The following is a 12,540-nucleotide window of genomic DNA, read 5'->3' on the forward strand; positions in this document are numbered from 1 at the left end:
ATCGCCGCGCTCAGTCCCGCGTGCGCAGCACGGCCGGCTCGGACAGGACGGTCTCGGTCCCGGCGGCGTCCGTGCTCGCCACCCACCACACGTACGCTGCACCCGGGGTGAGGCCGGACCAGGTGGCCGCGACGCCGTCGGCCCCGGTCGCCGTCCCGATGACCGAGGTGTCCCGGGCCAGGGCCAGCCCGGTGGACGTCACCTGCCGGTCCATCCCGGTGATGGTGATCGGGGCGAGGAACTCGTCGTGCTCCGGGGTCCACGTCGGCGAGGACGCGTACCGCCACGAGTTGTGCTCGTCCAGGGACGGCGAGTAGGTGTTCACCGAGATCGTCCCGGAGTCGATGTCGACCTGCAGCAGGCGCAGGAAGTCGGCCCGCTTCTCGCCGTCGACGATCTCGTAGCCCTGGTAGTTCGAGAGCATCTGCGGCACGATCCGGCCGGGCACCCCACCGACGTCCCGGGCCACCGTGAAGGCCTGCCCGTTGACGTGCCCGCCCATCACGAAGGCGACGTTGCGGTAGGGGACCACCAGGTCCTCCCAGATCCGGTACCCGACGGCGTTCCACCGGTCCGTGGCATCGCCCGGTTCGCCGTCCCGCTGCAGGTAGTCGTGGGTGAAGATGAGCACGTTGTGGTCCGGGTGGTCCTCGATCACCTGCGCCGCCCAGGCGAGCGTGGCGTCGTGGTTGAACCAGCCCGGGTAGCCGATGTTCAACGCGAGGAACTGCGCGCCCTGGACCTCGAAGAGGTCGTAGTGGCTGGACGCGTCGTCGGCCCCGATGGCGCCGCCGAACCAGGGGGTGCCCCCGATCTGCGCGGGCCCGAAATAGGAGTTGTAGAGGGCGTTGTCCCGGCCCCACTTGTTGTCGTGGTTGCCGGGGATCGTCCCGTTCGGGATGCCCGCGTCGGTGAGGTAGTCGCCGAACGCCTGGGCGGTCTCGAACTGCTCCCGCGCCTGGTTCTCCAGGTGGGTGCCCCACATCCACCACTCGGTCACGTCGCCGATCGTCGACACGTACGCCATCTTGCGCGCGTCGGCGTTGGAGACGAGCCAGGCGATCTCGTTCGCGTAGCCCCACCGGTATCCGTAGGTGAGCTCCTGGGGGTCCGGGATGTACCCGATCGAGAAGTCGTAGTCGCCCGGGTCCTCGAACGTCTCGTCGGCGCCGACGTCGAACGCGGGCGTGGTCGCCGGGCCGTCCTGGACGAGGATCTCGACGCGGGCGCCGAGCCGGTGCACGGCCTCCTCGATCCGGCCGACCATGGTGAAGGCGCCCCCGTCACGACCCGAGCCCACGGCGAGCAGATCCCACGCGGAGGTGGTGAAGTTCCAGGCGTACATCTGCAGCTCGTGGCCGCCGAGGCTCGAGCCGGTCCACGCCAGGTCCGCCGCATCCTCGGCGCGGCCGGGCAGCACCAGCTCGAACCGCTGGTACGGGTAGCCGCCGGAGTCGGTGACGGTGATCGGGTCGGCGAGGTCGGCCAGCCGGTGCCGGGTCTCGCCGGTACCCACCCGGTCGGTCGGCGGCGCCTGCGGGCTGGTGCCGGAGAACACCCGGCTCGCCGCGCTGTTCACCTGGACCTGGGTCCCGCCGGTGAACGTCGCGGTCACCTCCGCGTCACGCGTATGCCCGACGGCGGCGCTCAGGTCCGCCGTTGTGGTCGCCTCCGTCGCGGTCAGGTCGGTGGCCGCGAGCGGCCGCGAGTCCGGCGCCACGGTCACGGGCGCCAGCCGCGAGGCCTCGATGTCCGTCGCCGCCCGCAGGTCCCTCGCCCACACCCCCGGGGTGCGTTCGGCGTGCACGAAGTCGCGGCGGTTGTCGCCGGTGTCGGCGAACCGCTGGTAGCTCAGGTCGAGGGAGTAGGCGATGATCTCGTCCAGGGTGACCCCGTCGATGCACGGGCTGTACCGGTCCCGGAGCATGCCGAACCGGTCCACCACGGCGCCGTCCGCGGCCCGCACCAGCAGGCCGTAGCCCGCGGCGGTGAGCGGCGCGTCGAACACCGCCGCGGCGTCGCTCGCCCACGGGCTGCCGACCTGCGCCAGGACGACGGCCGCGCCCGGCTCGAGGGTGCCGGACAGTGGCGCCACCCACGGGTCGGACTCCAGGCGCCCGTCCACGCCACAGCGCTGGACGGACCAGCCGTCGATCGAGACGGCCGCCGTCGTCGTGTTCGTCAGCTCGACGAAGCCCACCGGTTCGGAGTTGCCGTCGAGGGTGTGGGCCACCTCGGTGACCCGCACCCCGAGGCCGGGCTCGAAGCGCAGCCCGCTGGTCAGGGGTGCGGCCTCGAGGGTGCCCGGTGCGGCGTCGCCGACGGTGAAGTCGGCCGCGTTGTCCCCGGTGCTCGCCACCCGCTGGTAGGACTGCCCGGAGGCGAGGTCGAGGCGGTTCGGCAGGGCCGTGCCGCGCACGCAGGCGCTGTCCACCGCGGGTGCGTACACGGCGTCCTGCTCGTAGATACCGACGCCGTCCCGGACGGCCCGGGCGCCGTCCCGCAGGATGACGCCGCCGCCCTCGGTCGGGAGCCGTGGCCCGGCATAGGGCAGGTCGCCGCCGGCCGGGGCGAGCACGAGCGTGGCCCCGGCGGCCAGGACGGTGCCGGCGGGCAGCGTCACCGGCTCGGGGACGGTGGTCGAGCCGTCCGCCGCGCAGAAGGACAGGACCCACCCGGTGACGTCCACGGGCGCGGCGGAGACGTTTCCGAGCTCGACGAGCTCACCGGCCGGCCCGGTCCGCCCGCCGTTGGCCAGTTCGGTCACGAGCACGGGGGAGTCGACCGGACCGGGCGCCGGCTCGACGGCGTTCGTCGCCCCGGGCGTGGCGGTCGCGGCGACGAAGTCGGCCGCTGGGTCGCCGGTGGCACGCACCCGCTGGTAGGTCTCGTCCGCGGCCGCGTCGAGGGTCGCGGGCAGGCCAGGGCCGCACGCGGAGTCGCGGGACACGGGGGAGATGGACAACCGGTCCTGCACCACGGACCCGGTGCTCTCGACCCAGGCGCCGGTCGCGACCTGGGCACCGCCGCTGACGAAGGTGGCACCGGCATCGGCGGCGCGCGGCGAGCCGGTGCTGGCGAGCAGGAACACCTCGCCCGGGGCGAGCGTCACGTCCGGCAGCGTCGCCCACAGGCTGCCCCGGCTCCCCGAGGCGCCGCACGGATAGACCCGCCACCCTCCGACCGGGACCGGATCCGCACTGTGGTTCGCGAGCTCGAGGATGCTGTCGTTCGGGCCGGCCGGCCCGCCGAGGGAGAACTCCTCGATCAGGACGCCGCTCGGTTCGCCGGAGCCGGGGCCGGGGGTGAACCCGGCGGGATCGGCGGCCGCTCCGAGCGGCACCGCCAACGTCATGGTCAGGGCCGCGGCCAGCACGGCGCGGCGGATCGGACGGATCGGTGAACGCATGATGGGCCCCTTCTCGGCGACGATCGCGGAAGCGACGCTGCCCCGGTCCGCCGGCGCGGGGCAACGGTGTTGCAGCCCGCGAAACGTCCTTGCACGGGGACCCGGCGGTGCCGGACCGTGAACGTTGAGGGAGGCCCGACCGGGCACTCACGGGAAGGGACACGCGTGGTCACGGGCTGGGCGATCGACGAACCACTCCTGGAGCAGGAGGCGCTCCGGCTGCGGGTGGTGCTGGTCCGGCACGGCGAGTCGGACTGGAACGGTGAGGGCCGGATCCAGGGGCACCTCGGCGGCGGACTGACCGGCCGTGGCCACGACCAGGCCGCGACCACCGCCGACTTCCTGACGCGGGCCTACCGGGTGCCGGACGCCGTGCTCGCCAGCGACCTGCCGCGGGTGCTCCAGACCGCCGCGCCGTACGCGGACCGGCTCCCGGGCGCCATCGCGCTACGCCCGGACCCGCGGTTGCGGGAGGTGGACAACGGCACCTGGAGCGGCCGGCTCATCGCCGACGTGGCGGGCGCCGAGGCCGACACGATCGAGCGGATCCGCGGCGGGCAGGACCTGCCGAGGGGTGGCGGCGAGCGGATGGCGGAGCTGTCCGCGCGCGTGCAGTCGGCGATCGCGGACCTTGCCGCCGAGACGGCGCAGGAACACCGGGCGGGGGAGCGGCTCGTCGTCGCCTTCAGCCACGGTGGCCCGATCCGGATGGCGACGGTCGCCGCCGTCGGGCTCCCGTCGTCGGGGTACCGGGCCGTCCGTGGCGCCGGGAACTGCTCGGTCACCGAGCTCGAGTACTGGGTCGGCACCGACGGCGCGGTGCTCGCGAGCAGGCTCGTCAGCGCCAACTCCGCCCACCACCTCGGCGCCGGCGCCGGCGCCGCACCCACGGACTGAGGCATCCATGCGACACACGTTCACCGCCATGACCCACAACCTGTGGGGCGACTGGGATCTGCCCCGCCGCGCCCCCGCCCTGTCCGGGCTCCTGGCCGGCCGGAGCCCGGACCTGCTCGGCGTGCAGGAGCTGAGCCCGGGCGCCGTCGAGCTCATCGACGCCGCGCTGCCGGGGCACGCGCGGGTGGTCGACGACGCACCTGGTTGGCGCGAGCACGCGAACCTGTGGTGGGACCGCGAGTTGTTCGCCGAGGTCGAGCACGGCCTCGCGGACATCGGGATGCCAACCCCCGACCGGGGCCTGTCCTGGGTGCGGTTGCGCCACGTCGAGGCGTCCGACCTGGCGCCACTGGTCCTCGCGTCGGCGCACCTGACCTTCCCGGGCAACGCCGAGGAGGTGCGCACGGAGCGCAGCCCGCGCACCGAGCAAGCCCGGTCCGCGGCGCGGGAGCTGAACCGGCTCGCGGGGGGCGACCCGGTGATCCTGTGCATCGACATCAACGACTACGCCCGACCGCTCTGGGCGTTCTACGACGACGGCTTCCGGGAGCCGTTCGGCACGCTGGGCCGGACCTGCCCGATCACGCATCCGGTCACCCCACGCCTGGACAAGCCGATGCGCTGGGAGGGCGTCCAGGTGGTCGAGAAGGCACTCGACTGGCTGTTCTTCAACGGGGCCCTGCGGCCCCGCACCGCCGAGGTCGTCGACTACTTCCTCGACGGCGTCGCCCCGAGCGACCACAAACCCGTCACGGCGACCTTCACCCAAGGTGCCGTGGCCTGACGAGGGACACACGGCGGACGACGGCACGGTCGCGTCGCCGGAGTCCATTCCACGTCCCCATCAAGTCCTCATCGAGCCCGCAGAAAGGGGCCCATCATGTTCCACCGCACGCGGTTCCACCGCTTGCTCGCCGGCGCTGCCGCCGTCGCCACCGGTCTGAGTCTCGCCGCCTGCTCCGCCGGTGGTGGTGCCGACGGCGGCGATGGCAGCGGGGGCGGTGCACCGGCGGCCGAGCAGGCCCTCACGGTAGCTCCCGGCACGTTCCCGGTCGCGCTCGACCCGCACCAGTGGTCCGCGGAGGCCGCCGTCATCGGTCCGATCCAGCACGTGATGGAGACGCTGGTCGCCCGGGACGGCGACGGTTTCGCACCGCTGCTCGCGAGCTCCTGGGAGAACCCGGACGAGACCACCTGGGTCTTCCACATGAACCCGGACGCCACGTTCTCGGACGGCACCCCGGTCACGGCCGAGGATGCCCGCGCCTCGGTCCAGCGGCTCGTCGACATCGGCGGCTCGATGGCACCCCTGTTCGCGCTCGTGGAGACCATCGAGGCGACCGACGAGGCCACCCTCACCCTCACCACGAGCCAGCCCCTCGGCACGATGCTGAACACGATGTCGCTGGTGTTCGTGGGCCAGGCCTCGGCGATGGACTCCGAGGACTACTGGCGGGCCCCGGTGGGCAGCGGCCGGTTCACGGTCTCGGAGTACCTGCCGGATGAGCGGCTCACCCTCACCCGAAACGACGACTACTGGGGCGCCACCCTGCCAGCGCTGGACACGCTGACGTTCACGAACATCCCGGAGGAGGCGGCCCGGATCTCGGCGCTGTCCACCGGTGAGATCGACCTGATGACCGGGATCGGGGCGGACTCCGTGCCCGAGCTCCAGGGCATGGACGGCATCGTCTACGACGAGGTGCCGAGCTACACGTACCAGCTGCTCTGGTTCAACGCCTCCCGGGAGCCCTTCACCGACCCCCGGGTCCGGCAGGCGATGTGGCACGCCGTCGACATCGAACAGATCGTCTCCGACCTCTTCGGCACGCAGGCCACCGTTGCCCAGGCGCCGATCCCGCAGCCCGTGTTCGGGGCCCCGCAGCTCGAGCCCTACAGCTACGACCCGGACCTGGCCCGGGAACTGCTCGCCGAGGCGGGCTACCCGGACGGGTTCTCCACCTCCCTGCAGTGGTCCGACGCCGGCGGTGAGGGCAGCCGGAGCCTGGCCCAGGCGTTCATCTCGGCGTGGGCGGAGATCGGCGTCACCGTCGAGCCGCTGGCGAAGGAGCGGGCGGTCTGGCTCGAGGACCTCAACAACCTCAACTGGGACATGAACCTCCAGGGCAACACGGTCGCGACCGGGGACGCCGACTACACGCTCGGGCGGCTGTACCTGTGCGAGGCGAATCGGATGGGCTACTGCAACCCGGAGTTGGACGCCCTCCTCAACGAGGCGAAGGCGAGCCTCGACCAGGACGTCCGGGCCGACCTGTACGCGCAGGCGGCGCAGATCATCTGGGACGACGCCGTCGGGATCTTCCCGATGGACATGACCAGCACGTCGGCCTACTCCGAGCGCGTCGAAGGTGTCACGATCGACCCGGGCGGGCGGACCAGCTACGCCGACGTCGTCATCACCGAGTGAGGCCCCGGGCGGGAACGCCGGTAGGGCCGGATAGGACCATCGTGCCCGAGCGCGCCACCGCGCCAGCAAGTACACCCGCGACCAGTGCACCCGCGACCGCCCGGCTGGCGGCCGCGCTGCGGGACGCGACCGACACCCGGGACCTGCGCTTCGGACCCGGTGCCGTGAGCCGGACCGGTGCCATGTTCGCCGGGCTGTTCCCGGGCCGGGCCGCGGTGGTCGTGGCCGACGAGCACACCTGGGCGGTGGCCGGCGCGGCGGTCACCGCCGCGCTCGCCGGTGCGGGCGTCGAGGTGCTCGCCCCGGTGCTCCTGGCCGGCCGGCCGGTGGTGCACGCCGACTACGACACGGTGACCAGGCTCCGGGTCGCGCTCGAGCCGCTCGACGCCGTCGCCGTGGCGGTCGGCTCGGGGACCCTGAACGACGTGACCAAGCGGGCCTGCGCCGAGCTCGACCGGCCCTACGCCTGCGTGGGCACCGCGGCGTCGATGGACGGCTACACCGCGTTCGGGTCCGCGATCACCAAAGACGGGTTCAAGCAGACCCTGGCGGGCCCCGCGCCGCGCGGCGTGGTCGCGGACCTGACGGTGATGGCGGGCGCGCCGGCCCGGATGTCCGGGTACGGGTTCGGGGACCTGATCGAGAAGATCCCCGCCGGCGCCGACTGGATCCTCGCGGACGAGCTCGGCATCGAGCCGATCGACGAGCACGTCTGGACGCTCGTGCAGGGGCCGTTGCGGGAGGCGCTGGGACCGGCCGCGCGGATCCGGGCCGGGGACGAGGCGGCGCTCACCGGACTGGTCGAAGGTCTGCTGATGTCCGGCCTCGCGATGCAGGTCCACAAGTCGTCCCGGCCGGCGTCCGGCGCCGGCCATCACTTCTCGCACCTGTGGGAGATGGAGGGCCTCGGCGCCGATGACGACCCGCCGCTGTCCCACGGGTTCAAGGTGGGCCTCGGTGCCGTCTCGATCGCGGCGCTCTACGAGCGCGTGCTAGAGGAGGACCTCACGACGCTCGACGTCGACGAGTGCGTGGACCGCTGGCCCTCCCGCGAGGCCATGGCCGAGAGGGTCCGGGCCGACTTCGCCGAACCCCTGCTCAGCCCGGCACTGGCGGCCGTCCTGAGGAAGTACGTCACGGCCGCGGAGCTGCGGGAGCGGCTCACCCGGCTGCGGGACCGGTGGCCCGTGATCGTCGAGCGGTGCCGGGCCCAGCTCCTGCCGGCGGCCGACCTGGCCCGGCTGCTGGACGAGGTCGGCGCCGTGTCCCGTCCGGCACAGATCGGGCTCAGCCCTCAGGCGTTCCGGGCCACGTACCGCCGGGCCCAGATGATCCGCGACCGGTACACGGTCCTGGACCTGCTCACCGAGACCGGGCGTCTCGGGCCGGTGGTGGACCGGCTGTTCGAACCCGACGGCCACTGGGGCCGCGACCGCACCACGACGGGAGAGTGAGACCCATGATGGCTGACCAGTCCTACGTGATCGGGATCGACTTCGGGACCCTGTCCGGGCGGGCCAGCGTGATCCGCACCGCCGACGGCGCCGAGGTCGGCGCGCACGTCGTCGACTACCCGCACGGCGTGCTCGAGGCGGACCTGGACGGCGTCCGGCTCCCGCCCGACACCGCCCTCCAGGTGCCGGCCGACTACCTGCGGGTGCTCGCCGAGGCCGTGCCCCGCGCACTCGCCGACGCGGGCGTCGAGCCCGGGTCCGTGGTGGGGCTCGGGCTCGACGTGACCTCCGCGACCGTGATCCCGACCACCCCCGACGGCACCCCGCTGTGCGAGCTCGGGGACCTGGCCGGGCGGCCGCACGCGTACGCCAAGCTCTGGAAGCACCACGGCGCCCACGCCCAGACCCGCCGGCTCGTCGACGCCGCCCGGCAGCGCGGCGAGCCGTGGCTGGCCCGGTACGGCGGCACCCTGTCCGTGGAGCTGGCCGTGCCGAAGCTCCTCGAGCTCGCCGAGGCCGATCCCCGGGTGTACGCGCAAACGGCGCACTTCGTGGAGGCGTTGGACTGGATCGTGTGGCAGCTCACCGGCGAGCAGGTGCGCTCGGCAGCGGCCGCCGGTTACAAGAGCCTCCACCAGGACGGCACCCACCCGAGCGCGGCGTACCTGGAGGACGCGGGCTTCCCCAGCGGGCCGGAGGCGCTGGCGAAGCTGACCGCGCCAACGATGGCGCCGCTCGGGGCACGGGCCGGGGCGCTGAGTGCGCGCGGCGCCGAGCTCACCGGACTGCCGGCGGGCATCGCCGTCGCGGTCGGAAACATCGACGCCCACGTCACCGCGCCGGCCGCGGACGCCGTGGAGCCGGGCCAGCTGACCATGATCCTTGGCACGTCGACCTGCTTCATCGTCTCCGCCGAGGAGTTCCACGAGGTGCCCGGCATGTTCGGCGCGGTGGACGGCGGCATCGTGGCCGGCCTCTGGGGGTACGAGGCCGGACAGTCCGGGGTCGGCGACATCTTCGCGTGGTTCGTCGACACCTGCGTCCCGCCGGAGTACCACGAACGAGCCCGGGCCGAGGGGGTCGGCCTGCACGACCTGCTCAGTGGTCTGGCGGCCGACCAGCCGGTCGGTGCGCACGGGCTGATCGCGCTCGACTGGCACAACGGGAACCGCTCGATCCTCGTCGACCCGCGCCTGTCCGGGCTGGTCCTCGGCCAGACCCTGGCGACCCGGCCCGAGGACACCTACCGCGCCCTGGTCGAGGCCACCGCGTTCGGCGCCCGCACCATCGTGGAGTCGTTCGAGCGCGCCGGCGTCGCCGTCACCGAGATCGTCGCCGCCGGCGGGCTGATCCGGAACAGCTTCCTGATGCAGGTCTACGCCGACGTGCTCGGCCGCCCGCTCGCCGTGGTGGGCAGCAGCCAGGCCGGCGCCCTCGGCTCGGGGATCCACGCCGCCGTGGCGGCCGGGGTGTACCCGGACGTCCGCGCGGCCGCCGCCGTGATGGGACGGCGTGCGGACGAGGTGTTCACCCCGGACCCGGCCGCGGTGGGCGCGTACCAGGAGCTGTTCGCGCTCTACACCCGGCTGCACGACGCCTTCGGCCGTGACCGGACGATCATGCACGAGCTGAAGGAGTTGCGCGACGCCGCGCTGAAGGGCTGACCGGCCGAACCTCAGTGGCGCAGTGCCGCCAGCTCCCGGGCGAGCTCGCACGGCCCGATCCCGTTCACGGTGCGCACGGTCGCCACGGGGTCGGGCGGGAGCACCGAGAGCCCGTTGATCGCGCCGGCCATCGCCGTCGCCAGGGCACCGATCGCGGTGCACGCGCCGCCGAGGTTCGCGGCGAGCGTGGCCACCCGGAACGGGACGCCCTCGCCGCGCACGAGCAGCCCGACGGCGGCCGGGACCACCTCGGTCGCCGCCGGCGTGGTACCGATGACGTCGTAGAGGTGCTGCAGGAAGCTCGCGTCGCTCTCGGCGTTCATGGCGATCTCCCGCGCCAGCAGGGACCGTTGGATCACCGACGGCGCCGCAACCGGTGACCCGTGTCCGAGGCCGATCTCGGCGGCCCGGAACCCGATCTCCAGGTGGGCGGGCAGGAACACCGCCCCGGTGGCGCCGATCGGGGCATCCAGGGCGGACGTGACCACGCCGGCGACCAGCGCGGCAGCCGCCACCGTCGCGTTCGAGAGGTGGTGCGGGGCGGCACAGATCACGATGTCGCCGATCAGGGCATCGAGGTCGAGGCTGGTGTGCACGATCCCCAGCGGCGCGAACCGGGCGACGTGCACCGGCCGCCGGGGCCGGTCGCCCAGCGCATCCATCCGATCGGTGATCCGTTCCTCCGAGGCCCGGCCACCGCCGTCGCGCAGTGCCTCGGCGACCGCGATCGCCTCCAGGGTCCCGGCGCTGACGTGCCCGGCCCGGCGGGTTCGGTCCCCGGTGCGAGCGGGCAGCAGCTGGTCGATCCAGCCGTAGGTGGACCGCAGTCGGGCGTGTGGCCAGCGGTCGCCGGGCAGGCCCATCGCGTCCCCCACGGCGAGGCCGGTGAGGGCGCCCTGGGCGCGGTCCATGAGGAGGTCACGCGCCTGTAGCGTCGACGTCACAGCAGTCCTTCCGGCAGGCGGCAGGGGGCGCACCTGGCCGTGGGCAGCGTCGGGGGAGCGAGTTTCCGCGGCCGGCCGGTGAGGTGTCTGTCGGACATCGTAGGCGCCATCGCGCCACGCTGTGAATCGATTCGTGGACGACCTCGTAGCGAACTTTTCCGAGCAGGGGCTGACGCCGCTCGGTCAGGGCTGTGGCACCGGGTGGTGCTCGGCGTGCACCGTCGGCACCCTGACCCGGAGCGCGCCCGGCTGCACGACCGCCCGCAGCGCGACCACCTTGCCGAGGTACTCGCCGTCGATCTGGAAGTCCTCCCCGTGGCGCACGCTCAGGCGCACCTCGCGCGTGCGCGCCATCAGCACCGACTCCCCCTGGGGGACGTCGCTGCGGTGCCCGTTCGTGCGCCGGACCCGCTGGACGAGGCCGTTCTCGGTGAAGAACCACCGTGCCAGGTCGCGCCACCCGCGGGCACCCTCCGGTCGCAGCAGCAGCACGTCGAGCTCGCCGTCGTCGATCACCGCGTCCGGGAGCAGGGTCAGTCCGGCCGGGAGCGACCCGCCGTTGCCGATCGCGAACGTGTGGGCGCGCACGGACCGCGGCTCGGCCCGGTCCAGGCTGTAGGTGAGATCGAACCGGTCCGCGCGGGTGACCCCGCGCCGTACTCCGTCCACGTAGGCGAGCCACCCGAACTGCCGCTTCGCCGCCGTCGAGGTGTGCACCACCATCTGGGCGTCGACACCGAACCCGGCGAGCACCACGAACACCTTCTGCAGGCGCCGCCCGTCGGCGAGGTCCGCCGTCAGCCTCCCGACGTCGACGACGCGCTCGAGGTCGCCGAACGCCGCTCGCAGTGCCGCCCCGGGATCCAGCATGCTCAGGCCGAGGTTCCGGGCGGCGAGGTTCGTGGTGCCGACCGGCCACAGCCCGAGCGGTATCGACTGATCGACGAGCGCCTCCACCGTGGCGCGCACCGTGCCGTCCCCACCGACCGCGATCACCACGTCCGCCGGCTCGGCGAGGATCTGCGCCCGGAGCGACTCGACGCTCTCGTCCTCCTCGGTAGCGACCAGCCGGCTCGGCGCCCAGCCGGCGCGTGACTCCTCCCGCGCGAGGGCACGGTCCAGCCGGGCGCGGCTCATCTTCACCGGATTGTGCACGACGACGGCACGCGGCTCGGTCATGTCGCTCACCTTCTCGTCGGGCGGACTGAGGTGCCCAGATTACGGGCACACTGGTGTGCATGGTGAGCGCGGCAGGTGTTCGGGTCGGTCCGACGCTGACCATCCCCGAGGGAGAGCTGTCCTGGCGGTTCTCCCGGTCCTCCGGCCCCGGCGGGCAGGGCGTGAACACCGCCGACTCCCGGGTGGAGCTCAGCTGGGACGTCGGCGCCTCCGCGGTCCTGACCGGCCATCAGCGGGACCGGATCCTGACCCGCCTCGCGCCGCGGATCACCGACGGGGTGCTGACCATCGCCGCGTCCGAGTACCGCGCCCAGCTGCGCAACCGGGACGCCGCCCGGACCCGGCTCGCGGCACTGCTCATGGACGCCCTCGCCCCGCCGCCGCGGGCCCGCCGCGCCACCAAACCGACCCGCGGTTCGAAGGAACGCCGGCTTGCCGCGAAGAAGCAGCACGGGCAGACGAAGGCGCTGCGCCGCCGCCCGGCGGACTAGACGCCCGCCCTCCCTCGGATCGGTCCGAGCCGGGGCCCGATGTAAGCGGCGTGTAAGCGCGCGCCGTCACGGTG

The 12,540-nt window shown here is 73.5% G+C and carries 9 protein-coding genes; 6 read left to right on the forward strand and 3 right to left on the reverse strand.

All coding sequences use genetic code 11. The features are described from left to right. Positions 1 to 10 precede the first annotated feature (10 nt). Positions 11 to 3,409, reverse strand: a complete 3,399-nt coding sequence (locus tag GKS42_RS03700) for a lamin tail domain-containing protein (protein WP_154792621.1) — start codon at positions 3,407 to 3,409, stop codon at positions 11 to 13. Between the two features lie 165 nt (positions 3,410 to 3,574). On the opposite strand from GKS42_RS03700, the gene GKS42_RS03705 reads away from it, so the two are divergent. The 5 genes from GKS42_RS03705 to GKS42_RS03725 all read left to right on the forward strand — a co-directional run bounded on the left by GKS42_RS03705 (position 3,575) and on the right by GKS42_RS03725 (position 9,852). After that, entirely contained in the window at positions 3,575 to 4,306 is a 732-nt protein-coding gene (locus tag GKS42_RS03705; RefSeq protein WP_168217745.1) for a histidine phosphatase family protein, read from the forward strand. A 28-nt stretch (positions 4,307 to 4,334) separates the two neighbouring features. Next, complete coding sequence (locus tag GKS42_RS03710; protein ID WP_154792623.1) at positions 4,335 to 5,090, forward strand: endonuclease/exonuclease/phosphatase family protein; 756 nt, start codon at positions 4,335 to 4,337, stop codon at positions 5,088 to 5,090. A gap of 96 nt (positions 5,091 to 5,186) precedes the next feature. After that, positions 5,187 to 6,734, forward strand: a complete 1,548-nt coding sequence (locus GKS42_RS03715; protein WP_154792624.1) for an ABC transporter substrate-binding protein — start codon at positions 5,187 to 5,189, stop codon at positions 6,732 to 6,734. 41 nt (positions 6,735 to 6,775) lie between these two features. Continuing rightward, positions 6,776 to 8,188 (forward strand): sn-glycerol-1-phosphate dehydrogenase, encoded by a 1,413-nt coding sequence (locus tag GKS42_RS03720; protein WP_232847909.1) that lies wholly within the window; start codon positions 6,776 to 6,778, stop codon positions 8,186 to 8,188. Positions 8,189 to 8,193: 5 nt separating this feature from the next. Beyond that, the gene (locus GKS42_RS03725; protein ID WP_210769306.1) at positions 8,194 to 9,852 is read left to right on the forward strand and encodes a ribulokinase; all 1,659 of its coding nucleotides are present in this window, start codon (positions 8,194 to 8,196) and stop codon (positions 9,850 to 9,852) included. Positions 9,853 to 9,863: 11 nt separating this feature from the next. On the opposite strand, the gene GKS42_RS03730 is transcribed toward GKS42_RS03725, so the two are convergent. Continuing rightward, complete coding sequence (locus GKS42_RS03730; protein ID WP_154792625.1) at positions 9,864 to 10,796, reverse strand: ADP-ribosylglycohydrolase family protein; 933 nt, start codon at positions 10,794 to 10,796, stop codon at positions 9,864 to 9,866. Between the two features lie 183 nt (positions 10,797 to 10,979). Beyond that, positions 10,980 to 11,975, reverse strand: a complete 996-nt coding sequence (locus tag GKS42_RS03735; RefSeq protein ID WP_154792626.1) for a diacylglycerol/lipid kinase family protein — start codon at positions 11,973 to 11,975, stop codon at positions 10,980 to 10,982. A gap of 59 nt (positions 11,976 to 12,034) precedes the next feature. Between GKS42_RS03735 and arfB the strand changes: the two genes are divergently transcribed. Continuing rightward, positions 12,035 to 12,466 (forward strand): alternative ribosome rescue aminoacyl-tRNA hydrolase ArfB, encoded by a 432-nt coding sequence (arfB, locus tag GKS42_RS03740; protein WP_154792627.1) that lies wholly within the window; start codon positions 12,035 to 12,037, stop codon positions 12,464 to 12,466. Positions 12,467 to 12,540: the final 74 nt, after the last annotated feature.

This window comes from Occultella kanbiaonis (assembly GCF_009708215.1).
GTDB lineage: Bacteria > Actinomycetota > Actinomycetes > Actinomycetales > Beutenbergiaceae > Occultella > Occultella kanbiaonis.